Here is a 23,882-nt window from a genome sequence, read left to right as displayed (position 1 = left end):
TCCGACGATCCGTGAGGTACGGGCTGAGGAGGACACGCGGTGGCGGAGAACGTACGGACCGGGCGATGTGTGGTCGCTGTCGACGGGCCATCCGGTTCGGGAAAGTCCACCGTCTCCCGGCGGCTGGCCGTCGGGCTCGACGCCCGTTACCTGGACACCGGCGCGATGTACCGGGCGGTCACCTGGGCGGTGCTGCGTTCCGGGACCGACCCGGCCGACGCCGAGGCGGTAGCGAAGGTCGCCGGTGAGGTCGACCTGCGGATCGGCACCGACCCCCAGGGGTACGGCGTGACCGTCGACGGGACGCCCGTCGACGCCGACATCCGGGGCCCCGAGGTGACCGGCGCGGTGTCGGCGGTGGCCGCCGTGCCGGCGGTCCGGGCGCTGCTGGTGGCCCGGCAGCGCGAGATGATCGCGAACGCCGGCCGGATCGTGGTCGAGGGGCGCGACATCGGGTCGGTGGTGGCCCCCGACGCGGAGCTGAAGGTCTACCTGACCGCCTCGGCGGCGGCGCGGGCCCGGCGACGCAGCGCGGAGGACGCCGCCGACGTGACCGTCACCGCCGCCGACCTGGCGCGACGGGACGAATTCGACTCGACCCGCGCCGCCGACCCGCTGCGGCAGAGCGCGGACGCGGTCGTGCTGGACACCACCGGGCTGGGCGTCGACGAGGTCGTCGCCCGGCTGCGGGAGCTGCTCGCCGAGCGGGGCGTGGCATGAGCGAGGACACCGGCTGGGTGGAGTTGCGGGAGCCCGACCTGACGGACGAGGAGCCGACCGGCCCGGTGCCGGTGGTGGCTGTGGTCGGCCGACCCAACGTCGGCAAGTCGACGCTGGTCAACCGGATCATCGGGCGGCGGCAGGCGGTCGTCGAGGACGTGCCCGGGGTGACCCGGGACCGCGTCCCGTACGACGCGCAGTGGGCCGGCCGGGAGTTCACCGTGGTGGACACCGGCGGCTGGGAGCCGGACGCCAAGGACCGGGCGGCGGCCATCGCCGCCCAGGCCGAGGCGGCGGTGGCCACCGCCGACGTGGTGCTGTTCGTGGTGGACGCGGTGGTCGGCGCCACCGACGTCGACGAGGCGGCGGTACGGATGCTGCGGCGCAGCGCCAAGCCGGTCATCCTGGTGGCGAACAAGGCCGACAACACGGCGATCGAGGTGGAGGCGACCTCGCTGTGGTCGCTCGGCCTCGGTGAGCCGTTCGCCGTGTCGGCGTTGCACGGCCGGGGCTCCGGCGACCTGCTCGACGCGATCATGGAGGCCCTGCCCGAGGCCCCGAAGATCGTGGAGAACCGGCCGCGCGGTCCGCGCCGGGTGGCGCTGGTGGGGCGGCCCAACGTCGGCAAGTCCAGCCTGCTGAACCGCTTCTCCGGTGAGGAGCGCGCGGTGGTCGACGCGGTCGCCGGCACCACCGTCGACCCGGTGGACAGCCTGGTCCGCATCGGCGGGGAGACCTGGCATCTGGTGGACACCGCCGGGCTGCGCAAGCGGGTCGGCAAGGCCAGCGGCACCGAGTACTACGCGAGCCTGCGCACCGCCTCGGCGATCGAGGCGGCCGAGGTGGCGGTGGTGTTGCTGGACGCCAGCGAGGTGATCAGCGAGCAGGACCAGCGGATCCTGTCCATGGTCACCGAGTCCGGGCGGGCGCTGGTCATCGCGTTCAACAAGTGGGACCTGGTCGACGCGGACCGCCGGTACTACCTGGACAAGGAGATCGAGCGGGAGCTGCGCCGGATCCCCTGGGCGATCCGGCTGAACCTGTCCGCGATGACCGGCCGGGCGGTGGACAAGCTCGCCGGGGCGCTGCGGCAGGCCCTGGCGAGCTGGGAGACCCGGGTGCCGACCGCGCAGCTCAACGCGTGGCTCACCGCGCTGGTGCAGGCGACCCCGCACCCGGTGCGCGGCGGCCGGGCCCCGAAGATCCTCTTCGCCACCCAGGCGGGCACCTGCCCGCCCCGGTTCGTGCTGTTCACCACCGCGCCGCTGGACGCCGGCTATCAACGGTTCGTCGAGCGCAAGCTCCGCGAGGAGTTCGGCTTCGAGGGCAGCCCGGTGGAGATCTCGGTACGTCCACGCAAGAAGCTCGGCCCCGGCGGCCGGGGCAAGGCGCACGGCTGACCCCTCCTTCCCGGCCCCTCCCACCACCCACTCTCCTAGGACGGTCTAGGGGGTGTGGCGGGAGGGGCCTGTGCGTACGTCGGGAAGATCCTGCGCTAAGCTGTACCGGCTGCCGCAGGGGAGACCCGACGGCGGCATCGGGACGTGGCGCAGCTTGGTAGCGCACTTGACTGGGGGTCAAGGGGTCGTCGGTTCGAATCCGGCCGTCCCGACAGCACGCAGAAAGGCCGTTGACCGGAGCGTAAGCCCAGGTCAACGGCCTTCATTTCATTCTGCGCCGGTAGGTGATCGTTGACCTAGACCGCGTGTAGCCGGGGACCACCTGGGGACCGACGGGCCTTCAAGTGCGCGCTGAGCGCCGTACCGGCGTCGGTGATCGTCTGCCGGTCAGGGTGCAGGTACCGCTGCGTCGTCGTCAGCGAACCGTGCCCGGCAATCTTGCGGAGCACGTGCACCGGCACCCCGGCGTCAGCCATCCACGTCAGGCCGGTGTGCCGCAGGTCGTGCCGCCGTAGGTGCTCGTAGCCCAGCTTCGTCACCACCTCGTCCCAATGCGTCGCGTCCCGGAGCACCGCCGTGCTGATCCGGCCACCGCGTGGACCGGTGAACAGCCGGGAGTGGGGGTCGCTGACCGAGTCCAGGCGGCGGATCACGATTGGTCGCACTTCTTCGATCAGCGGGACCATCCGTGCCCGCTTGCCTTTGGTGCCCTTGTCGATGAGGCCACCGGGTCCGGGTGTGGTCTGTCGGCGTACCGTCCACATCCACGATTTCCGGTCGATGTCCTCGGCGCGGACGCCGGACACCTCGCCGATTCGGGCCGCCGTGCACGCGGCGAAGATGACGACATCTCCCCACCCGGGGAAGTTGTTCGCCGATCGTTCCACCAGCGCGGCGGCGAGCGTGGTCAGCGATTCCCAATCGGGCAGGGCGAGCGTGCGCGGATCGTCCAACTCGTCTTCCGCCCGCTGGTATTCGCGCTGCCACCCGGTCACCTGTGCGGGGTTGCGCGAGATGATGCCGTCCCGGACGGCCTGCTCCATCACCCGAACCAGCACGGCGAGACTGTTCTTAACCGTGGAACGGCTGCATTCCTCGGCAATCCAGGCGTGGACGGCCCGATCGACCACGCCGTTGGTAATCATCCGGACCGGGATGTGCCCGAGGGCGGGCACCACCCGCTTTCGCCACCCGGCCAGGTACGGATCGAGGGTCTTCCGTTCCAGCCCTCGGAGCGCCAGCGGCATCACGCTCTCGCCGTACTCCGTCAGCCGCTTCGTCGCGGCGAGCGGGTCGACGCCACCCTGTGCCGCGTTGACCATGCCGTCGATCCACGCTTGCGCTTCCTCGGGCGTGGCGACCGTCGCGGATTTGGACCGGCGCCGCTTGGTCGACGGGTCGACCCACCGGACGCGCGCCCGGTAGGGCCGGTCGCGGCCTGCCCGGAACTCCACATCGGAACCGAGAGGTACGCCGATGGGTGGTTGCTGGGGAACCGCCATCAGGCCGCCCTCGGGTCGACCCGGCGCGCGGACAGCCACCGCTCAACGTCGGCCGTCGCGTACTTCACCACCCGCTCAGAGATCGGGATGAACGGCGGACCCTGCAACGGCGGGACGGTGCGCCACCGCCGGACGGTCGACGGGTCGACATCGAGCAGTTCGGCAAGCTCCTCCGTGGACATGAACGGCTTCGGTGAGAGTCGGATGATGTCGGCTCCTTCCGGGGTGGCGGACGTGTCTGGTGCGGCGTTCTGCCTCACGAGTCGCACGGTGAGCGCCTTTCGGTCCGTGGGGGCGGTTGAGCAGGGTTCGGGACGGCTTGCGGCAGATTGAGCTAAGCCGGCCCGCTGAGAGCGCCGTAGAGCCAAGATTTCGGCCTGCCTGGTGTCGGCCATGCGTCCTGCTGTCTGTGTGGCTCTCAGCGGGCGTGCTGCGTCGGTCAGTGGCGGTGGTCGGTGCGTGCTGTGCGCGGGAGGGCTGAACCATCTCCGCATCTCCGCATCTCCGCAAACATGGCTGTGAGCTGCGCGAATGCTTGCGGAGATAGGCGGAGAGTCGGAGGGGTGATCTCCGCAGAGGGGGTCTGATCTCCGCAAAGTCTGCGGAGATGCGGAGATCGATGATCCTCTAGGTTCTGATCTCCGCAGATTGTTTGCGCTGGTGGTGGCGGGTTGGTGCGGCGTTGCGGAGATGCGGAGATGGTTCAGCGGGTTTCATCCCTGGTGGTGCTCGACCCAGAACACGGACCGGTCGCCCCGGTCGTTCTTGCCGGCCCGGATGACGTGGTCACCGCGCCACCGTCCGGCCTGCCCGGTGAGGAGTCGGCCGAGTTGCAGGGGGTTAGGTAGCCGGCCGTTGTGGGTGGTGATGAATTGCCCGTCCCACGGGTCATGTTCAGTGCTGCCGAGCATGACCGGTTCGGCGTCTTTGCGGAGTTCAGCGGCGGTCAGAGCCCGCCCACCGTGGCGGTCGCGCCAGGTGGTGAGGAACGCGCGCCAGCGCGTTTCGTCTTCGTCGATCTCGCGGACGTCGGCGGCGTTGGTGAGGAACCCGTCGATGCCATGGTGGGCGAGGAACCCGCCGAGGGCTTGCGCCCACGGTGTGAACTGCCGCATCGACAACCCGGACACCCGTGGCGCTCCCTGCCGGGTCCAGTCGAGCACCAGGACCAGGAGGTGCCACAGCACGGTCAGTTGGTTGGTGGGGTCGGTGATCCACTGGTCAAGGTGCGGGATGCCGAACCCGCGTTGGTCGCGCAGCTCCGGCCGGGGCATGTCCGGGTCGAGGCGTACGCGGACGGTGCGGGAGGCCATGTCTCCGCCGACTTGGAGGTTGTTGCCGGTGGCCATCCATAGGCGGTCGTTGACGGTGGCGACGTTGCGGGACGCCCCTAGCTGTCGGTCGGACCACACGCCGCTGGTGACCAGCTGCGCGAGGACGGCGGAGTCGATGACGGTGCCTTCGGCGAGGTTGTCCCAGATGACGACGCCGACCTGTTCGGCGAGGACCGCGGTGATGGACTTCCGCAACTCCTCATCCGAGTACGCCCAGGTCATGACGCGTTGCCCGTAGAGCATCCCCGGCCCGGCGGTCAGGATCGTTTTACCCGAGGACGGCATGGTCGCGTCGATCAGGGCGAACGGGGTGAGGGAGCGGGTGAAGTGCCGCAGGATCGGCGTCGCCAACAGCGCCACGTAGTTCGCCCGATCGGCGGCGGACGCCCAGGGGAAGTCGCGCAGGAACCGGTCGAGCAGAAAGGTCCGCGCGTCGGCTACCTGCTCCGGGGTGGGTTCGTCGGGCACCGGGGGCAGGGCGACCTTGCTGGCGAGGTAGAGGCCGGTGGTGGGGTCGTAGCCGGGGCGCTGTAACAGGGTGCCGTCGCGGCGCAGCACGGGTGCGCCGATGATGCCGCGTAGCGGTGGCACGCCCTGCCACGTCTTCCCGGCCAGCACGGACGAGAGGATGTCCCGGGGTGGGGTGGTCTCTTCCTCGTACGGTTCAGGGTTTCCGGCGTCGTCCTTGCGGGTCTTGAGCCGGTAGACGTAGGCGTGTTCGGCGAGCAGCCCGGCCAGCCCGGCCGGGGTGACCATGCTCGCCGCGACGGGCAGCGGGGAGTCGTCGTCGGCGGCGGTGGTGAGGCCACCGGACACCGCTTCCATGTGCACCAACGCCCCGGCCGACACGTAGGTGTCCGGTAGCAGCCCGTCGACCAGGGCGGTTTTGAGGACGCGGATGGTTTCGGGTCCGGTGCCGATCTGTAGGCGGGTGCTCATGCTGCCTTCCTGATGGTGCGCGGGTTGCGTGCCCCGGTGCGCAGACCGGACGCGATGGTGCGCGCGATCTCGCCCGGCGGTAGGCCGATCGCTAGGGCGGCGGGTTCGAGGGCGGCGGTCACGTCGTCGTCGGTGAGCGCGCCTCCGGCGGCGAGCTGGCCGAGGGCGACGGCGGAGGTGAACAGGGCGTGGTTGCGTTGGCCGTCGGGGGCGGCGGTGAGGTGGGCGACCTGGTGGCGGATCGCGGCGGCGACGTATCGGCCGCGCCGGATGGCGGGCGCCGCAACGGCAACCGGTGGTCGGGTGGGTCGGGGCGTGGGGGTGAGCAGGCCGGCCAGCCATCCGGGTAGCGGGGCGGGGTCGCAGTCCAGCGCCACCTCGTAGGGCCGGTTGTTGACGGTGCTGCCGGCGGCGACGACGTAGCCGCCGTGGGCGCGGGTGTCGACCTTCCAGCCGAGTCCGCCCCGGTCCCCGGTGGTGTTGCGCAGTTTCGGCCCGCTGGTGGGGTGCTGGTAGTAGAGGTGGCTTCCGCCCCGCCCGGTGGTCACGGTGTACGTGGGTTCGATGCTGCCGCCGTGGCGGTCGGCGAGGGCGGCGAGGACGTCGACGCCGTCGGTGGCGTTGGCCCAGGCGGGGGGTGGGGTGTCGTCGGGGTGGTTCATCACGTCCAGGTCGACCACCAGCAGCCGGGACGGGCCGCACGCGATGCCGATGCCGTAGGGCCGGTGCGACCAGGCCCGGCGGATGCGGGCCGGGTCGCAGGTGGCGCGGTCTTCCCAGCCGAGGTGCCGGCCGGCGGCGTGGCAGCGCGGGTCGTGGCCGGCGCACCGGTCGGCGGCGTGGTCGGGGAACGCGGGTCGCTTGTCGTCGCGGCGGAGCGGGAAGACGTGCCAGCCGCGTGCGGCGTGGGCGAGAGCGGCGGTGAGCAGGTCGTGTTCGGGCATGGATGCCTCCGTGGTGTGTCGGCGGGGGCGGGGTCAGCGTTCGGGCCGGGGCCGCCGAGCGAGAGCGGCGCGGGTGACGGTGCGGCGGACGTCGGTGAGTAGGCCGGCCAGTTGTCGGCGGGCGGCCGGTTCGGTGACGGCCAGGGCGACGCGGAGCCGGATCTCGGCGTGATCCCGGCCGGTCGCGGTGCGGACGCGGGTGAGGACGGCGCGGGCGTGGCCGGGAAGGTCGACCAGGATTTCCGTCGACCGGTGTTCGGTGAGGTTGCAGCGGTGGTCCCGGGCGCACCAGTCGGTGTGTCCGTCGCGGCCAGCATGCCGGCGGGTCATGGTGTCGCCTGGTTGGCGATGTCGACCAGGACGTCGGCGTGGCAGGGCTTGTCGAGCGGGCACCAGCAGGCGAGGGTCTTGCCGGCCAGTTCCGCGCGGACGGCGTCGGCGTAGTCGGGGTGCCGCGCGACCCACAGCCGGAACAGCCGTACCGCGCCGGCGCGGCTGGCGGGGGTGTCACCCCGGAAGGGGTTGCCCCAGCGGCCGGGACGGCCGACGTAGACCGCGCCCTCGGGCATCCGCCAACCAGCCGTGCGGCGGCGTTGGATGCGCCGGGCGGTCATCGGGCGCCGTCCCGGTACTGGGCGCGGACATGCTCGGCGAGGCGGCGGCCGACGCGGACGCGGATGCCGGTGCCGCCGCAGCGGGGGCAGTCCCGGCGGGTACCGATGGCCGTGCGGTGGGATCGGCGTCCGTGGCAGCGCCGGCAACGCCCCCACGGGGACACGGCACAGACGATCGCGTATGACGCTGCGTAGATGAGGGCGGCGAGGCTAGCGAGCAGAACGATGGGGGTCACGGGATGCCTCCACAGACCGGATCGAGGGCGCGGTGAGGGGAGCGCCGCTAGGGGTTAGGGCGCTGGCCAGGATTGGGATGGGTTGCTAGCGGGGGTGCTAGGTCTAGCGGGGGCCACCGCTAGACCTAGCCACCTGCCGCCGTCCGGCTTACGCCGCTTTGTCCCGCCGCTGTCGGTTACGTTCGGCCACCGTGTCAGCGACGTGCGTGCGGTCGATGCCGCGCCGGTTCGCTCCCCGCCCGGTGGTCGGGTCGGTGCCCCAGACCTGCCCGGTGGTGATCCCGTACGGCTTCAACGCGGCCGTCAACTGGTCGCGGGTCAGGTCGCCGTAGACGTCCGGCCGGAGATCGGCGAGCCGTTCGGTGAGGATCTCCGTCCACACCTTCGCCTCACCGGCCGGTACGACGGTGAGGATGTCGTCAAGGAGGGTGTCCCGGCGGGCGGCCGGGGTGACCGTCTCCTGCCCGGCGGCGTGGCCGGTGAGCGTCCCGGCCTGCTCCCGCAACGCGCGGGCGCGGTCGGTGATCCGTTCGGCGGTCGGGCCGTCGACGTAGAACGTGCGGACGATCTGCGCGTCGTCGGCCGCGCCGACCAGGTAGCCGACGCCCTTGTCCTTGCGGGTGAACATGGTCGCCCGGACCCCGTTCTTGTAGGCACTGGTGCCAAGGACCATGTCGTTCTCCAACTGGCCCATGACGCGCAGGCAGAACCGGGTACCCACGTTCGCGCTGACCCCGGTCGGCAGGCTCTTCGCGTCGGGGCGTTGGGTGGCGAACAGCAGGATCACGCCCAGGGCGCGACCCAACTTGATGACCTTCTCCGCCAGTTCCCCGGCTTCCTTGCCGAACTCCGGATGGCTGAACAGCTCCTGGATCTCGTCGAACGCCGCGACCAGCCAGCGCAGACCGAGGTTCTTACGGCGGGCGAGTTCGGGGGTGACCTTGTTGTCCGGGCACACCGCCTTCGGTAGGCCCTTGATGACGGCGGCGCGGCGTTGGCACTCCTTGCGCAGCTCGCGCAGCGCTTCGAGGCCCTGTTCGGCGGTGTCGTCGTCGGCGCCGGAGGCGTACCGGGTCGCGACCTTGGCGAGGGGGTCGAGTCCGCCAGTTCCCTTGAACTCGAAGCACCACAGCTCGGTGTGCGGGTCCAGGGCGGCGGCGAGCATCGGCACCTGAATCGCGGCGGTCTTGCCGTAGCCGGGAATCGACCCGATCAGGACGTTGGTGTAGGGCAGGTCGAAGGCCACGATCCGGCCGCGCGGGTCGGTGCCGAACGGCACCGGTCGGGACAGGTCGAAACCACCAGCCTTCGCGAGGGGCCAGGCGGGCTGGCGGGCGGTGGCCATGTCCTGATCACCGACCCACAGCATCAGCCGACCCGGGTGCACCTCGGGCATGCCCTCGGGCCACACACAGCCCAGGGGGCGGGTGAGGCCGGCGGCGAGCCGGTCACGGCGTTCGATCACGTCCCCGGCCGTCACCCCGGGCGGCAGGTCGACATCGGCCCGCCACCCAGGACCGTCGCGCACGATCGGCGCGGTGAACCCGATCGCGCGGGCGCCCTGCTTCGCGATCGCCTGATTGATACCCGCGATGCCCAGCACGACCAGGGCGCGCACCACCACGTCCGAGGTCAACCGCGCGACCCGGGGCACCACCACCGCCGTATCCAACAGCGGCCGGTCGGCGGGCTGCCCGAACATCCCGCACAGGGTGGCCAGCAGGGCCGGGACGGTCCACTGCGCCCAGGTGGGTGCCCACAGCATCGCGGTACCGCCGGTGAGGGTGAGCGCGGTGGTGAGGGTGGCGACGATGCCCCGCCACCGGACCCGCCGGTCACGCTGGCGGGACAACTTCAAGTAGTCCTCGGCGGCGTCCCGGCGGGCGGTGGCCTGCCGCAACGACTCGCCCTCCCAATCGAACAACCACCGCGCCGCTGCGGTCAGCAGCCGGCCCGCGCCGACCGGGGCACGCCACGCCAGCTTGCCGAGGTACTTCGGCACCCGCACCAGGTGGTAGCCGCTGGTGTGCAGCAGGTGCCCCACCGTCCACCGCATCACGTCGTGCAGCTCGGCACGCGAACGCAGCCATGCGGGCAGGATCGGCCGACGCTGCCCCACCCGCGCCCCGTCAAGGGTGAATCGCGGAGCGCGCTGGGCGTCGGGGGAGTCGACCAGCGCCTGCCCGCCCTCACCGGCGTCGGCGGCGGTCGGGCCGGTGGTGCGGGCGGCGCGGGCGGCGTCCAGGTCGACCACGTGAGCGTCCGGGCCACCCGTGGTGTTCACGTCGGCCTCAGCGGCCTGCCAGTCGAATTCGTCTCGGGGAGACGTCATGATGAGGGTTCCTCCGTGATCAGTTGACGGTTGGGGAGGACCGGCGGCACAGCACTGGTTTCCAGGCCATGAGGGCTGTGCCGCCGGGGCGGGGTCAGGGACGCCGGACGGTGCCCTTGAGCGGCAGGTGGCCGCCGATGCCGAAGCCGTGGTAGGCGTCGCCCCTGGCGTCTACCCAGACCTGCACACCGCGCCCCTGTTCGACCTTGGTGATCTCGGTGCCGCAGGCCACGCAGTCCGCCTTGTCGCCGAGCTGCATGCTCAGGTTCTTGCTCTTGTCCATGACGTAGTGCTCCTCTCCGCCGGCCAGACGCTCTGGCGGCTACCACCGCCACCGGGCGATGATCCGGTGGCGATGGAAGCGGTCAGAGCGTCTGGCCGGTCAGGGCCTTCCAGGCGGCAGTGGCGACCGGGGGCACGTCAGCGCGGACAGCGGCTACGGCGAGGTTGTCCAGCGGCAACCACACCGCGCCGTCAACCTCGGCAAGTTGAGTGGTCATCGGGGCCGAGCTGTCAGCCGTAGCGATGTACAGCAAATCGATGTGGTGGTGGGCGGGCTCACCCTTGTGCGGCTTCGGCGGCGCGGGGAACTCCGCGACCATGAACGGCGTCGGGTGCACCCGACGGGCACCGGGCACCACGAACCTGGTCGGGGTCCACACAGTGGCGATCACGCCGGTTTCCTCGCGCACCTCACGGATAGCGGCTTCGTCACCGGTCTCATCCGGGTCGACATGCCCTCCGGGGAACTGCCGGAGACCGGACGCCTTGTGGTCGATCAACAGCACCCGCCGGGCGTCCGCGTCGATCACGACAGCGGACGCGGTGAAGTGCCGGCTGAGCGCGTGCACAATGGTCGAACCTGCGAACATGGGTATCTCTCCCTGAAGTCCTTTGACAGATGGGCATGGGGCCGGCGGCACAGCACTGGTTTCTGAGGCCGTAGGGCTGTGCCGCCGGGCGTAGCTACTGGTCGGCGTGCATCAGGTGGGCGAGGGCGGCGCCCATCCCGAGAACGGCCACCGGCAGGCACGCGACAAGGGTCGTGATCCACCACGGGGCGGACGTGATCCCGGCCGCGATCAGCAGGTGATAGGCGACCTGCCCGAGCGCGCCGATGGCCAGGGACCCGAGGGCGGACCACTTCGCGAACCGGGCCGCCCGCGCGGGCACCCGACCGGTGAGCCACACGTAGAGCGCGAAAGCCCCGTACGTCTCGACACCGATGGGCAGGGTGATGGCGGTGTCGATGACCCAACCGGACCCGATCCCCGGCAACAGGTTCACCTTCCCGAACCCGGTCAGCTTCCCGAGTCCGACCCAGCCACCCCAGATCGCGACGAACGCGGGCAGCGCCAGCAGGATCACGGGCCACACCACCGCCCGCCGGGACCGTGCGGGGCGGATCTTCGTGTCCGGGTGTCCGACCGGCTCTACCTGCCCGGTCGGCTCGACGGCCGGCGGCTGCCCGGTGGCGGTCGGGGCGTGGCCGGTGTCGGCGTGCGCCCGGGTGTCCGGGGCGGTGTCGATCAGGTCCCGGGCGACCGACCGGACGTAGTCGGGGGCGTGCGGGTCGTCGGCCACCCGGCGGGCCGCCTCGGCCACGTCGACCGTGCCGCCGGTACCGCCCCGGACCAGGTTGTAGAGGCGGGCCCGCTCGGCCTGGTCGTCGGCCGGGTCCGGGCCGATCGGTTCCGGGTAGTCGAACACCACCGGGCCGGACGTGCGGGTGCCGGGCCGGGTCAGTCGGCCGTCCCGTTCGGCCTGGTCGAGATCCCGGCGGATGCCCTCGTTCATCAGCAACGCGCGCAGGGCATCGGCCTTCGGCGCGCCGATGTGGAACTCCCGCATCAGCCGGTTACGCGACGGCAGCTTCTGCCCCTCGGGCAACACCAACGCGCGAGCGGCCGGCAGCAGGTCCTCGATGGGCTGCGGGTACTTCGTGCCGTTGATCGTGGGAGCGGTCATCGGGTGCGGTCCTTCCGGGTAGCGGGGCGGGGAAGCGGGTAGGGGCGGTGTTCGCTGACGCCCCACGTCCGGCCGCTCTTGGCGTCACCGCAGTAGCCGTCCCGGCCGGTGGAGGTGAACACGTCGGGGCTGGTCGACCAGGGCCGGCGGGTGCGCTTCGGCGTCCAGGCGTTCACCCGGCCACCACCAGGGCGGTGAGCTGGTCGGTGGTGGCCGGGTCGAGCGGGGCGGCGGTGTCGGTGTAGTCACGGGCGTAGGCGTAGATCTTCCAGCCGTGCCACACCGGGTAGGCGTACGCGCTGCGGTACGGCCGGCCCTCGGTGTCGGTGCTGTCACGCTCGCCGGTGAGCAGGTTGGCGGTGTCGAGTCCGGCCAGCCGCAGCCACCCGCGAAGCTCAGCGATGCTGTCGAAGTCGACCGACAGCGCGTCGGAGGTGGAGGCGCGGATACCGGCGGGGTTGGCCAGCAACAGCAGCTCGGCCAGCACGGCGCGGCGGGTCTTGCGGTCGGTCATCGCAGGGTCTCCTTCATCCTCGGGGTCGGCCGGTTGAGCAGGTGGCCGATCAGGAACGGGGTGAGCATCACGGCGGGACCGCCGAGCAGGATCAGCAGCAGCAAGAGCAGGGTCATGGCGGGTCTCCGTAGGCGCAGAGGGTGCACTCGCCCAGCGAGCGCGGGATGAAGTACGGGCGCACCACCCGGCAGGTCGGGCAGGTCCGCCGGGCGGTCAGGGCCGCGCGGACGGCGCGGAGTTGGGCGGGGGTGGCGGTGCGCTTCGGTCGGGCCAGATCGACCCGGTACAGGTAGGCGGTGCGGGTGCCGCCGATGCCGCGCCAGAGGATCTGCGCGGCTACCGGCTGACCGGCCGGGCGCAGACCGGCGGCGCGCAGTTGCCGGCGAGTCGCGTAACCGGGCGGGGCACCCTGCCACCAGTAGGTAGGGATGCCGTACCGCGACCCGTCCGGATCCCAGTACGCGGCGCGGATGCGGCCCATCAGGCCGCGCGGGCGGTGCCGGCGCGGCATCCGTCTTCGGTCCGGTGCAACACCTGCTCACCACCGCAGGTGCCGCAGCGCACGATCTCGCAGCGGTAGCTGCAACCGGTCCAGCCGACCACGACCAGGCGGTGCGGCACGCAGCCGTCAGTGCTCCAAGCCGGACGGACCGCCGTGGCGGCGGCGCGGGTGACACGGGCCTCAGCCCGGCGGACCCGTCGCCAGTCGAGCGGGGACGGGCCCCCGTGATCCTCGGCGTAGATCAGGCTGATCTCAGCGTCGAGCAGGTCCAGCTCGGCGGCGACCAGCGGCCATTCGGCGTCGATCGCCCCCAGGTCGGCGGGGGTCGGCTCGGTGGGGACAGGGTGTTTCCTCACGGAAACCTCCGGGTGTGGAGGCGACGGACCGCGCATCGTCGCGCGGACCATCGCGGGGCGTGTACAGGGGAGATGCACGGGCCTTAGCCCATGCGTGGCGACCTTTTCGGGGAGGTGCGACCCCATGCAGTTGACACAGGACGAGTAGGCGCGGTGGCTCGTAGGCGTGCGGCATGTGCCGCCTTCCCCGACAACCATCCGGCTACTGGCTTGAGCCAGTTAACTGGCTTAAGCCAGTCTGGGGACCGGGGGCGCGTCTGTCAAGAGACTGGCTTGAGCCAGTCGCGCTAGGCTGTTGGTGGAGGTGGGGTGCCATGGCTGAATCGCCTGAACAGGACAAACGTCTACCAAGTAGGCGGATTGCTGATGCTCTGCGGGAGCGGATCAAGCAACGGGAGTTGAAGCCAGGGGACAAGCTTCCGTCGGAGCGTTCGCTTGCTGCCGAGTACGGCACGGCCCGCAACACCGCACGGGAAGCGGTGGCCCTTCTGCAAGCTGAAGGGCTGGTGGATGCTCAACATGGGCGAGGCGTGTTCGTCCGTAACCGACCCGCGCTGATGAGGCTCGGCGCTAACCGCTACTCGCGCCGTCTGCGCGGGGAGACGGGGCTTTCCCCGTTCCGAATCGAGGTGACCAAGCAGGGGCGCACGGCACGGGTCGAGTGCCGTTCGGTGACGCAGGATTCGCCACCCGAAGACGTGGCGGAGCGGCTTGGGCTTGACCGCTCCGAGGACGTGGTGATTCGGCGTGAGAACTGGTACTTCGCGGATGACGAACCTGTGCAGGTGGGTGTTACGTACATCCCGACTGCGGTTGCGGGAACGTCACCACTGGCCAGTGAGAAGACATTAGGGCGGGGGAGTATCTACGCCAGATTCGAGGAACTTGGTTATCCGATCGCCCGAATCCGGGAAGAGATCTCGGCGCGCATGCCCACGCCGGAAGAGGCGAAAGGCTTGTCGATTCCACCCGGCGTGCCCGTAATCGAAGTTCTCCACACGGGCATTGACGACAAGATGCAGGCATTCGAAGTCACGAGGTTCGTCATGCGCAGCGACCTGAACGGCCTTGACTACGAAATGCCCGTAGAGGACTAAGGGAGTATCGGATGAGCCGCAGCAGCCTGGTCAGGCTGGCCCTGTTAGCTCTGCTATGGGGATCAAGCTTCCTGTGGATCAAACTAGCGCTGCGCGGCTTCACTCCGGTACAAATCGTGCTTGTACGCCTAGTGCTCGGTGTCATCGTGCTAGCACCGATCGCGATGATGCGAGAAATGAAATGGCCGACTGGTTCAAGGACCTGGGGGCACTTATTCGTTGCCGCCCTGGTTGCCAACGCCATCCCGTACACCCTGTTTGGTGTAGGTGAACAGACGGTAGGCTCCAACGTGGCTGGCGTACTTAACGCCACCACGCCGTTATGGACTGTCCTTATCGCATTCTTGGTCGGTGCAGACCGCGCTGTTAGTCCGAAGCGCGCTATCGGCATGGTCCTCGGGTTTACGGGAACGCTCCTGATCTTCTCGCCGTGGCGGTCGGCAGGCGAAATCGCAAGCTGGGGCGGGATCGCCTGCCTTGCCGCCGCAGCCAGCTACGGGGTCAGTTACGTCTACATGGGGAAATTCCTCGCTGGTCGAGGAATTTCCTCGATAACTCTGGCGGCAAGCCAGCTTGCGGCCGGAGCGATTCTCGTTGCGTTCGCCTTACCAGTCCAAGGATTCGTAGCGCCGTCGTGGCGGGTCGACGCGGTTGCCAGCCTTCTCGTCCTTGGCTTGCTAGGTACCGGGGCTGCCTACGTGCTCAATTACCGACTGATTGAGGACGAAGGGCCGACTGTTGCGAGCACCACCACCTACCTGCTTCCCATCGTCGCGGTCGTACTTGGTGCCCTAGTAGTGAATGAGCAGCTCACCTGGTCGATGTTCGCGGGCATGATATTCGTCCTGGCTGGCATCGGGCTAGCTCAGCAACGCAAATCATCCACTAAGGCCGAATCGACAACGATTACGCGTTAAGGGTCGGGTGCCGGATTGTGCTTTCGCCCCTAGGTGGCAAAGCGCAAGGACTGGCGCACTTGGCTGTCCGGTCAGACAGTTTGTCCCGTTAGTCTGATGGTCGGGTGAGATGCGTCGCCCTGGACTAATTAGTTGAGCCGTTGCCCTCTTCATTCCCCCGTTCTTCTTCGCGGCTATCGCTCGATGCCGACTGAGCGCCGGGATCTTCCTCCCTAATCCAGCGACTAACAGTTCCTCCGCTAACGCGGTATCGTCTTCCGATGGATGCAAAGCTTTCGCCATTTCGAAAATGCGCTAAAGCTTCCTGTTTGATTTGCCATGGCGTTCGGCCGATCGACGTCCCCTCTCTGGGTGGAAAATGTGCTCGTATGAGCTCTTTGACGAACCATTCGGGTGCGCCTAGCTCCTCGCTCATTACCTTTCGCGACCTGCCCCAGTTCGCTTTGATGTACGTGGCTACGTTATCGAAGCCGTGCCGGGCGATGCTGCTATCGATTCTCCGCTGCATTTCAGCGCCCCTCAACTCCGCTGCACGGTTAGAGTCCGGGGAGTAATGTATTGCTGATTGAGCGTGCTCGGGTAGCGCGGTAGCCGTGGATGCTTGATTTGGTCCAAGCAAGAGGGTGGCAAGGCGGCTCGATTGGAGAAGTTCCAATATTCGGAAGAGCGGGTGAGGGGATGGGGAATAGCCGCTTTTGTTTGTGGTGCGACGATATGCGGGGATCGAGATCAGAGACCACCAGATCACGCTAAGGCCGGCAGCTATCGTGGCGTGTTGCGGTTCGGACCCTTCCCATGCCATTGCGGTCGTCAGTATTCCAAAGGCGAACCAGCCAATGCGTGCACCGATTGACCCAGCCCAGGCTAATGCCAGTAAGGCGATCCCGCTTGCTACCCAAATCCTAAAAAGTTCACTCCCTTTTACCGCGAAACCCTCTGCGGTAGACGCAAGGTACACCCTGACGGGTTCGATAGTTGATTTTACTGGTCGCGTTTCTGTAATCAAGGAAGCGACTTCGATGGCGCTTTTGAAAAAGGGCCATAGGGCTGCCAGGCAGAGGAGAGTAACCAGAGAGGCGGAGACAAGCGCCGTGACTTGCATCCAGAGGGGTGGCCACCTCCCATCTTCGGCGCGGGCGCTGGCCTCTGGATCCTGTTCCTTATCGCTGGGAAGACCGTTGATCGCAGTTGGTGGGGCCAATCCGCTGGCTTCAGTTGCAGTGCCTTCGCTCTGCGAGGAGTCCGAGAGCGCTGTGCCATCCTCAGGCAGGTGGTGGGCCATGACCGCACGCTACGTCACGGGTGTGACAGGGAAAGCCCACAGGGTGTCAACCGCTTCAATCGTGATCACCGTGAGCGACTGAAGTTGAGGGAGCCGACACAGGGACCCGATGGGGACCACACGTCGTACCCGCCTCTGCCGTACATGTGGACGAAGCGCGGCGGGTGCACGGCGCAGTTGCGGTCACGGCGTGTGTGACCTGCATAGATGCGTAACGGATCCTCCTGGGGGTCAAGGGGTCGTCGGTTCGAATCCGGCCGTCCCGACGCAAGAAAAGCCCTGACCAGCGGAAACCTGGTCAGGGCTTTTACGTTCTTCTATAAAGTTTTGAAGAACCTCCCCCCGAAACCCCCCCATTTATCCGGGCCGGCAACCAGGTTTGTCATCCATCTGCATCGTCGTGTTCTGCGGGTGCGGAACGCCCATCCCATACGGCACCAAGGCGCTCAAGGATGTCGGAGACGCCAGGGGCTTGGATAGATTTGATCGTCAGCGGCGATCGGTCCCACGGCCGGATCGGGTGCCGGATCACCGGTGGCGCTTACCTGCTCCAGGTCTCGGGCCATGACCACCGGACCGGTGAACTGGCCCCTGCTGATCCGGTTGTCCACGTCCCCGTCCACGGCAGGAAGCGTGTCGGTGGCCGCCTCCATCTCGGGCGTCTCGTGGTGGCGGACCCGGCTGGCGTAGTCGGCGAGCCGGGTGGTGATGGCTCGCTCGTCGCCGGGCTCGACTGCCGTGGTTTCCAGAGCGCGAGGGTCCGCTCGGCGCGGTCAGCGAGGATGCTCCGGGCGGCGGCATTGATGCGCTCCGGGGCCCTGGTCGGGGATTCCTCGGTGGAGGGCTGCTCAGGCACGGGAGATCCTCTCCGGTTACAGGGCGTCGGGCCGGACGGCGGCCGGCTGGTGAGGCGGGCGGCCAGCCAGTGGGGAAGCGGCGCGATCGGTAGGTCCAGCTTGATCGCGTATGGCCGTCCGTCGACGACCGAGCCGGGGCTGACCAGGTAGCCGCCGAGACGTCGGCCGGGGTCGCGGACGTCGACGCCGGGCCACCGGCCGATCGAGCTGGGGACCACCAGGTCGGCGGGCGCGCGGAAAAGTGAAGGCCACTGCCGGCCGTGGCCACGGGGAGGGTGCTCGGCCGCGGCCGGCGGGCTCCAGCGCGCAGGGCCCGCAGCGTGTTCAACACGCGGACAGCGCGGAAGTCGGCCACGGAGCGTGACCGCTGTTCGAGCAGCTCGGGCGCTCAACGGCAGGAAAGCGCGTTGACGACCGAGGTCGGGCCGGTGCGGATCCAGGTGCCCCGGGACCGGGCCGGGTCGTTCACCCCGAGGATCGTCCCGAAGCACGCCCGCTGTCTGGACGGGTTCAACGAGGCGATCCTGTCCCTGTATGCGAAGGGCCTGACGACCGGGGATATCTCCGCCCACCTCGCCGACGTGTACGACGCCGATGTGTCCCGAGAGCTGATCAGTAGGGTCACCGACAGCGTCCTGGCCGACATGGAAGCCTGGCGGCAACGTCCCCTCGACCGCGTCTACCCCGTGATCTTCATCGACGCCCTCGTGATGAAGATCCGGCAGGGGCAGGTCGCGAACCGGCCCGTCTACGTCGTGGTCGGCGTCAGCCTCGACGGGAACGCGACGTGCTCGGCATGTGGGCCGGCACCGGCGGCGAAGGCGCCAAGCAGTGGGCCGGCTACCTCACCGAACTGCGCAACCGCGGTGTGGAGGACGTGTTCCTGGTCTGCTTCGACGGGTTGAAGGGCATGACCGACGCCATCGAACAGGTCTGGCCGCAGGCGGTGCACCAGCAGTGGGTCGTCCACCTCGTCCGCGCCAGCCTGCGCTACACCAACCGACACTCCCGATTCCGACTTCGAGAATCGAAGCCGTTGCCGGCACATGCCATCCGGCCGACGGCATGTGCCGGGATCTCGATCGAATTCTGGTTAGCCGTCCCGGTTCACGATCACTCCGTCGTGATGACGATGATCTCGGTAGTGCGACGGTCGTCGTTCGATCCCTTCATTAGTTCACCCCCTCCGCATAGTCGGCGATGAAGTTGAATTCAGGCTACTAGCCCTGTCAACAGGCGCACTTAGTGATTCCGCTCCGGAACCTTGGCTCCACCTCCGTCGGTCAGAGTCTGGTCGAGGTGGCGGCATCATCTGGTTCCGATGCCGTCCAGCGCCGATTCGGCGGGGGTAGCGGTGTCCCGCGCGAGTAGGCGGCGATCCCGGTCATCAGGTGCGACCACACCTCGGCTCGCCAGTTCGCACCGGTCCGAGTGACCAGGAGTAGACGGCGCCTATTCCACCAGCCGTGTACCGCTGGCTCTGCCTCGGACGCCACCTGGGTGTCTGGGAAGTCACGCAGGACGTCCAAGGCCGCAAGGACCGCAAGGCGGGTGGTTCGGCCAGCCGCTACGCGGACGACGCCACCGCTGTCGAGTCGGGCATCGGTGAGCCGGTCAACCGCGTCTTGCAGCGCTGACCGACTCAGGATCCAGCTGAGCTCCGCCACGAAGTCGGTCTGCCCGAACAGCGCGCCAAGGGTGTGTCCGCTCAGGCCGGCTGCGTACCTTCGGACCGTCTCCTCAGGTACTGCGCCGAGCCAGTCGGTCCACTCCGCGTATGCCTGTCGTAACTCCTCGAACTTCTCGGCGATTGCGCTGTCCGGCTCGGCCTCGCGGTTGAGACCGGTGTGTAACGCCACCAGCCCGATCGTGGCGAGGGCCGCATGCTCGTCCTCCAGGCTCTCTTCCTGGTCGGTCGTCCAGAGCTGCATCATCAGCCAGTAGAGGAGGTCGGACCAGTCGGCAGGGTCCGCCCAGAGCCCGCCGGCGACCAGGGTCAGGACGAGTCTGCTGACAGCCAGCTTCGCCGGCAGCGGCCACCCCTGCGACGTGTCTACGAGTCTCTCGATCTCACGGCGTAGGCGTGTGCGTTGACCTGTCGTGAGCGCGTCCAGGACCGTCGCGACGGTCTCCGGTCGGAGCGGTGGGTTTCCCGTTTTCCTGGGCTCCATCTGCCGGGCAGGCTGCGGACCGTCGTCCTCGTTGTCTAGGCCGTCGAAGATGTCATCGTCTGCCGGCGTCGGCAGGATCCGGTCCATACCCAGAGCGAAACGCAGCAAGGCCGGCCCGACCGCTGTGGTGATGCGGCCTTCCACTCGGCGCCGCCGACTTGTGCCCTGTGGGGTCGCGATCCGGTCCGGGCGGACCGTGGAGAGATGGGCGAGCGCGTCGAACAGCGCAGCTAGGTGCGCCTGGTCGGCAATGACGACGTGCAGTGATGCGTGTTCCAACGGAGATGGTCGGTCGATACGTGACAGCGCTGCCGTCACATCGGTCACCACGACATCGCGGATCTCAGCGCCGGTGTCCGTAACCACGCGCACGGTGGCGGTTTCGCCTATCGTGAAGGACCAGTCGGGAGCCGGAACGCCGGCGTAGAGGTGGAGCCGACCGTCGCTGCGCTCGTGGTCGAGTTGTAGTCCGTCGACCATGAGCCAGGCCGGGGCCTGGCTACCTTCGATGAGGGCGGTGGCTTCCACCCGTTCGGTGCTGACCCGGACTCCCAGTATCCGGAGTGCGATCCCCGAGCGGACCCGTTCGCCGGGTTCCCGCGCGTGTAGGTCCTCCGGTCGCGCCAGATCGATTTCCTGTACGGGCACGGCGGTGATCAATGGGTTCTGCGTCTCGGTCAGTAGGCCGAGTTCGCAGTTCCCACCCATGGCCATGGTCTTGACCAGGGCGGCCATGCTGCAGTTGGCGCTGCCGGTGAGCGCCCACGACCGATCGGCCGTTTCCCATTCCACGATCTTTGCGTGGTGGTAGCGGCTGCTGTCTGGAGTGGTGACCACCCCTGTCGTCGCCTGTTTGACCACCTTCGCGAGAGCATCCGGATCGCACTGGACGTCCCGGGTCAGCATGAGGTTCAGCGCGGTGGGTCCGAAGCGGTCGACCAGACGGCGCAGTGCCTCCGCCCGCGGGTCGAAGAAGGGAGCGGCGACAGCTAGAGATGTGACGAGTGTGTTCGGCACAGGGAGCTGCTCGATGACCGGACGTGTCGCCGTCGTCACGAGTACGGGCTGGCCGGGCCCACCTTCCGCAGGCCGGCAGCTGAGAATGTCCGCAACGCGGCCGAGACGTTCCCGGCCGAGGTCCTCCATCCAGACCGCATCGGGTAGCCGCCGTAGCCAGGCAGCGAGATCATGGAATACCTGCGGCACCGTCGGGTCGGCGCTACGCAGCATCGTCCAGACCTCGGCGTTGTGGTGCCAGCCTGATGGGGTGGCATTGCCGGAGCCGATGGCCACCACGGTATCCGCCTCGGAGGCGATCACCACTAGCTTCGGGTGGAAGGCTCCGCCCGCCCGGCAGACCACCGGTAGGGCCAGGTAATCATTCCCGCGGGGCTTCTGTGTGAGTCGGTCGGCGTCGTACAGGATAGTCGTGCGCGCTCGGACGGCCTGCGCCTCCCGCAGGCAGACGTCCTCGAAGAAGGACAGGTCACAGGTGTACGTGAGCACAAGGACCTCTTCGGCGTCGGCCACGGGCCGGCCGCGCAACAGGGCAGGTGGCGCGGCTCCCCGCAGGTCCTCCCACGCCGTCACGAAACCACCTCGGTGGCGTACCGGCCGGGGTGCCAGGTGTCGCCGTCGTGCGCGAGCACACCCAGCTGCTGCATGACGTTGGTGAAGGTGGGCAGCCGTAGGGACACGGCGCCCCGCCCCTCCCGGCCCTCCAGACGCCACCGGTCGCCCACACGACGCAGCCGCGTGGGCAGGCGCAGACCGTACCGGGTCCACTGCATCTTCTGCCGACTCACCGACTCGGCTCGGTGGAACAGCGCGCCGGCGAGGTCGGTGACCGCATCCGCCAGCCGACGGTCGGCCTCGCGGGCCAGCCAGGCGGCGACGTAGCCGGGCCCCAGGTCATCGGGGACCTCACCAGTGAAGGCGTTCCGGGTAACCGGGTCGAGGTGGTCCAGGCGTTTGGCGCCGACGGCGATCAGCCGCAGCATGCCGAGCACCGTCCAGTCATCGCTGTCCCGCGCCTCGTCGTACAGGTCGTGCTCGACCGGCAGCGGGGTGCCGACGTCGTCGACGACCGGAGGGAGACCGTCGATGAGCGCTTCCCGGACGGTTACCTCCGGAAGAGCGCGGACGAACTTGACTGTCGCGTAGTTGAGGGTGCCGGTGCTCGACAGCGGCGACACCAACCGCGCCCAGATCAGCCGCCATGCCCAGACGGACCAGTTGCGCAGCAGCGCTCCACGCCAGACGAGTGCCTGATTGTGCAGGTCTTCGCTCATGAGGTCCGACAACCCTCGTCGGAAGCAGCACCAGCGGTCCATGGACATGTCGACCGATTCACCGTCGACCTGATCCCCGGTGAGTGCCCCCACGAGCAGGGCGGCGCTACGGCGATGGGTGGTAGCAGCACCGGAGTCGTTCGGGCCTGCGAAGTAGGCGTCGCGTACACACGCGCCGTCGGGGGCATCGCCGATGGCGCATACGCACAGGTGGTGAAGGGCGTTGAGGTCCGCCACGGAGAGCGGTGTGTCCCGTTCCGCAAGATTCAGGATCTCGTCGAGGATGGCGAGCTGGTCGGCGTCGGCGGCCGGTCCGGGCTGGGGAATCTGTGCCCCGTCGGTGAGGCCGAGCACCGCTTCGATCCCCGAGTACGTCTGCAGGTAGCCGCCCCGCACCTGGCTGTACGTGTCGGCCACTTGGTCGACGTCGATGGCATGCTGCTGGTGCAGTTGCGGTCTGATCGTGTTCACCCCGTGTACTCCGAAGGGGCCTGCCCGGAGCCGGTGGTCCTCGTCCGCCTCCCCGTGCGCCACGGAGACCGCGCCCAGCACGACTTCCGCGCGGCGGACCAGCGCGTTGAACCGTCCCAGGTTGGTCTTGTCGGTCCAGCCACGCCGCTGTGCCTCGATCGCGAGGCGGGTGTGCAAGGCCAGGTAACGGGCGTGGGGAGTGGTGGTGATGACGCCAGGGATCAGCGCCGCAGCGTGTGTCCCGATCACGGCTTCGACGGCAAGGGGCTGACGGCCGGTGTCCTCAGGCGCGTCCGGCTTGACCGTCCACGCCGGACCCAACATCGCGGTCACCAGCGCTTCGTCACGATCATCGGAGGGTCAAAGAGATCCACCGCGCTACGCAAGCAGACCAGTTGGGCATGGCCAGCGAAGTGACGGATAGCAGACAGAACACAGAGCGCGAGCTTCCGGCATTTCCGGTACCAATGGTGGCTCGGATGGCGCAGGCCAAGGCGGCTGGCCCCTGTCAGACGGTGCTGTCAAAGGTCGGTTCGCGGATCTTTGAGTTTATCTATGCTCTGCGTCTGGTTGACGATCTTTGGGCGAGTGCGCCGCGAACAGCGATCCCTCGATGCCGCAGAGCGTGAATCCCGGTCGTGACCTTCGGACTATGGCGGCGTTAGCCCGGTCATGGGTGATCGAAAGCCGTACCCCAGCGATGTCACCGACGCGCAGTGGGCGTGCCCCTGGCGGATCTTCATCACCAGCGCGTCGATGAACACCACCGGATACACCCGGTCGAGGGGCCGTTGCCGCCAGGCCTCCATGTCGGCCAGGACGCTGTCGGTGACCCTGCTGATCAACTCCCGGGACACGTCGACGTCGTACACGTCCGCCAGGTGCGCGGAGATCTCCCCGGTCGTCAGGCCCTTTGCATACAGCGACAGGATCGCCTCGTTGAACCCGTCCAAGCGGCGAACGTGCTTCGGCACGATTCGCGGCGTGAACGATCCGGCCCGATCCCGCGGTACCTGGATCCGCACCGGGCCGACCTCGGTCTGCACCGTCTTCGCCCCGTGCCCGTTACGGATGTTGGCCCGCCGACCGGTTGTCTCGTCGACACCGGCCTCGTCGAGATGGGCGCCCAGCGCCGCGTCGAGGGCCGATTCGAGCACGGTGCGGGTGATCCCGGCGAGGAGCCCACCCGGCCCGACCAACGAGACTCCGTCGGCCTTGGCCCGCTCGACCAACTGCTGAGCTAACTCCACCTCCGCGGTCGACGGCCGCAGAAGCGGAGAAGCGTGCTTCTTGTCTGCCATGACGTGGTCCTTCCCGGACAGGATCGACGTCCTGTCCAACGGACCACACCCAGGCCAAACACGGAAACTACGCAGTCCCGGCCCGGCTGGCACCGGCGAACCGTTGTAAGGACCTGGCGCACGCTCCCATCCGG

The 23,882-nt window shown here is 68.6% G+C and carries 24 protein-coding genes and 1 tRNA gene; 8 read left to right on the top strand and 17 right to left on the bottom strand.

The annotated features are described in order from the left end of the window. Window positions 1-39 precede the first annotated feature (39 nt). The 3 genes from cmk (at window position 40) to O7606_RS07970 (ending at window position 2,332) form a co-directional block, all read left to right on the top strand. Complete coding sequence (cmk, locus tag O7606_RS07980) at window positions 40-720, top strand: (d)CMP kinase (protein WP_281598425.1); 681 nt, start codon at window positions 40-42, stop codon at window positions 718-720. Continuing rightward, window positions 717-2,120, top strand: a complete 1,404-nt coding sequence (der, locus tag O7606_RS07975; RefSeq protein ID WP_281598424.1) for a ribosome biogenesis GTPase Der — start codon at window positions 717-719, stop codon at window positions 2,118-2,120. Before cmk ends, der begins: the two co-directional genes overlap by 4 nt. A 138-nt stretch (window positions 2,121-2,258) precedes the next feature. Beyond that, window positions 2,259-2,332: transfer RNA gene (locus O7606_RS07970), tRNA-Pro, on the top strand. Window positions 2,333-2,416: 84 nt separating this feature from the next. On the opposite strand, the gene O7606_RS07965 is transcribed toward O7606_RS07970, so the two are convergent. The 14 genes from O7606_RS07965 to O7606_RS07900 form a co-directional block, all read right to left on the bottom strand. After that, entirely contained in the window at window positions 2,417-3,622 is a 1,206-nt protein-coding gene (locus O7606_RS07965; RefSeq protein WP_281598423.1) for a site-specific integrase, read from the bottom strand. Then, window positions 3,622-3,804 (bottom strand): helix-turn-helix domain-containing protein, encoded by a 183-nt coding sequence (locus O7606_RS07960; protein ID WP_348651158.1) that lies wholly within the window; start codon window positions 3,802-3,804, stop codon window positions 3,622-3,624. Before O7606_RS07960 ends, O7606_RS07965 begins: the two co-directional genes overlap by 1 nt. A 531-nt stretch (window positions 3,805-4,335) precedes the next feature. Then, window positions 4,336-5,895 (bottom strand): hypothetical protein, encoded by a 1,560-nt coding sequence (locus O7606_RS07955; protein ID WP_281598421.1) that lies wholly within the window; start codon window positions 5,893-5,895, stop codon window positions 4,336-4,338. Further along, the gene (locus O7606_RS07950; RefSeq protein ID WP_281598420.1) at window positions 5,892-6,839 is read right to left on the bottom strand and encodes a bifunctional DNA primase/polymerase; all 948 of its coding nucleotides are present in this window, start codon (window positions 6,837-6,839) and stop codon (window positions 5,892-5,894) included. The genes O7606_RS07955 and O7606_RS07950 overlap by 4 nt, the downstream gene beginning before the upstream one ends. 33 nt (window positions 6,840-6,872) lie before the next feature. Beyond that, entirely contained in the window at window positions 6,873-7,169 is a 297-nt protein-coding gene (locus tag O7606_RS07945) for a hypothetical protein (protein WP_281598419.1), read from the bottom strand. Then, entirely contained in the window at window positions 7,166-7,453 is a 288-nt protein-coding gene (locus tag O7606_RS07940) for a DUF4326 domain-containing protein (RefSeq protein ID WP_281598418.1), read from the bottom strand. Before O7606_RS07940 ends, O7606_RS07945 begins: the two co-directional genes overlap by 4 nt. Before the next feature lie 384 nt (window positions 7,454-7,837). Next, on the bottom strand, window positions 7,838-10,021 hold the full coding sequence (locus O7606_RS07935; protein ID WP_281598417.1) for an FtsK/SpoIIIE domain-containing protein: 2,184 nt from the start codon (window positions 10,019-10,021) through the stop codon (window positions 7,838-7,840). A gap of 94 nt (window positions 10,022-10,115) precedes the next feature. Continuing rightward, a complete protein-coding gene (locus O7606_RS07930) occupies window positions 10,116-10,304 on the bottom strand; it encodes a hypothetical protein (RefSeq protein ID WP_281598416.1) in 189 nt (62 codons plus the stop codon). An 82-nt stretch (window positions 10,305-10,386) separates the two neighbouring features. Next, window positions 10,387-10,893, bottom strand: a complete 507-nt coding sequence (locus O7606_RS07925; protein ID WP_281598415.1) for an NUDIX domain-containing protein — start codon at window positions 10,891-10,893, stop codon at window positions 10,387-10,389. A 94-nt stretch (window positions 10,894-10,987) separates the two neighbouring features. Further along, window positions 10,988-11,989 (bottom strand): ABC transporter permease, encoded by a 1,002-nt coding sequence (locus O7606_RS07920; RefSeq protein ID WP_281598414.1) that lies wholly within the window; start codon window positions 11,987-11,989, stop codon window positions 10,988-10,990. Further along, window positions 11,986-12,165, bottom strand: coding sequence for a hypothetical protein (locus O7606_RS07915; protein ID WP_281598413.1), 180 nt, complete (start codon window positions 12,163-12,165; stop codon window positions 11,986-11,988). The genes O7606_RS07920 and O7606_RS07915 overlap by 4 nt, the downstream gene beginning before the upstream one ends. After that, complete coding sequence (locus O7606_RS07910) at window positions 12,162-12,473, bottom strand: hypothetical protein (protein ID WP_281599544.1); 312 nt, start codon at window positions 12,471-12,473, stop codon at window positions 12,162-12,164. Before O7606_RS07910 ends, O7606_RS07915 begins: the two co-directional genes overlap by 4 nt. A gap of 142 nt (window positions 12,474-12,615) precedes the next feature. Further along, window positions 12,616-12,984 carry an RRQRL motif-containing zinc-binding protein gene (locus O7606_RS07905; RefSeq protein WP_281599543.1) on the bottom strand — a complete coding sequence of 123 codons (369 nt, stop codon included), beginning with the start codon at window positions 12,982-12,984 and terminating at the stop codon, window positions 12,616-12,618. Further along, window positions 12,984-13,361, bottom strand: coding sequence for a DUF6284 family protein (locus tag O7606_RS07900; protein WP_281598412.1), 378 nt, complete (start codon window positions 13,359-13,361; stop codon window positions 12,984-12,986). The genes O7606_RS07905 and O7606_RS07900 overlap by 1 nt, the downstream gene beginning before the upstream one ends. Window positions 13,362-13,675: 314 nt before the next feature. On the opposite strand from O7606_RS07900, the gene O7606_RS07895 reads away from it, so the two are divergent. From O7606_RS07895 to O7606_RS07870, 5 genes are all read left to right on the top strand, one after another. Continuing rightward, a complete protein-coding gene (locus O7606_RS07895) occupies window positions 13,676-14,458 on the top strand; it encodes a GntR family transcriptional regulator (protein WP_281598411.1) in 783 nt (260 codons plus the stop codon). Between the two features lie 11 nt (window positions 14,459-14,469). Then, window positions 14,470-15,375: a DMT family transporter gene (locus O7606_RS07890; RefSeq protein ID WP_281598410.1), complete on the top strand. Its 906-nt coding sequence runs from the start codon at window positions 14,470-14,472 to the stop codon at window positions 15,373-15,375. A gap of 1,846 nt (window positions 15,376-17,221) precedes the next feature. Next, complete coding sequence (locus O7606_RS07885) at window positions 17,222-17,347, top strand: hypothetical protein (protein WP_281599918.1); 126 nt, start codon at window positions 17,222-17,224, stop codon at window positions 17,345-17,347. Window positions 17,348-17,774: 427 nt separating this feature from the next. Continuing rightward, window positions 17,775-18,419, top strand: a complete 645-nt coding sequence (locus O7606_RS07875) for a transposase (RefSeq protein ID WP_348651137.1) — start codon at window positions 17,775-17,777, stop codon at window positions 18,417-18,419. After that, on the top strand, window positions 18,311-18,718 hold the full coding sequence (locus tag O7606_RS07870) for a transposase (RefSeq protein WP_281599542.1): 408 nt from the start codon (window positions 18,311-18,313) through the stop codon (window positions 18,716-18,718). The genes O7606_RS07875 and O7606_RS07870 overlap by 109 nt, the downstream gene beginning before the upstream one ends. Window positions 18,719-18,797: 79 nt before the next feature. On the opposite strand, the gene O7606_RS07865 is transcribed toward O7606_RS07870, so the two are convergent. The 3 genes from O7606_RS07865 to O7606_RS07855 all read right to left on the bottom strand — a co-directional run bounded on the left by O7606_RS07865 (window position 18,798) and on the right by O7606_RS07855 (window position 23,748). Continuing rightward, window positions 18,798-21,275 carry a hypothetical protein gene (locus tag O7606_RS07865; protein WP_281598408.1) on the bottom strand — a complete coding sequence of 826 codons (2,478 nt, stop codon included), beginning with the start codon at window positions 21,273-21,275 and terminating at the stop codon, window positions 18,798-18,800. Then, window positions 21,272-22,780, bottom strand: coding sequence for a hypothetical protein (locus O7606_RS07860; protein WP_281598407.1), 1,509 nt, complete (start codon window positions 22,778-22,780; stop codon window positions 21,272-21,274). The genes O7606_RS07865 and O7606_RS07860 overlap by 4 nt, the downstream gene beginning before the upstream one ends. Window positions 22,781-23,097: 317 nt before the next feature. Further along, window positions 23,098-23,748, bottom strand: coding sequence for a transposase (locus O7606_RS07855; RefSeq protein ID WP_281598406.1), 651 nt, complete (start codon window positions 23,746-23,748; stop codon window positions 23,098-23,100). Window positions 23,749-23,882 lie beyond the last annotated feature (134 nt).

The organism is Micromonospora sp. WMMD882 (genome assembly GCF_027497255.1).
In the GTDB taxonomy this organism is placed as follows: domain Bacteria; phylum Actinomycetota; class Actinomycetes; order Mycobacteriales; family Micromonosporaceae; genus Micromonospora.
The sequence above is the reverse complement of the archived record's forward strand: the minus strand, read 5'-3'. Positions and strand labels throughout refer to the sequence as shown.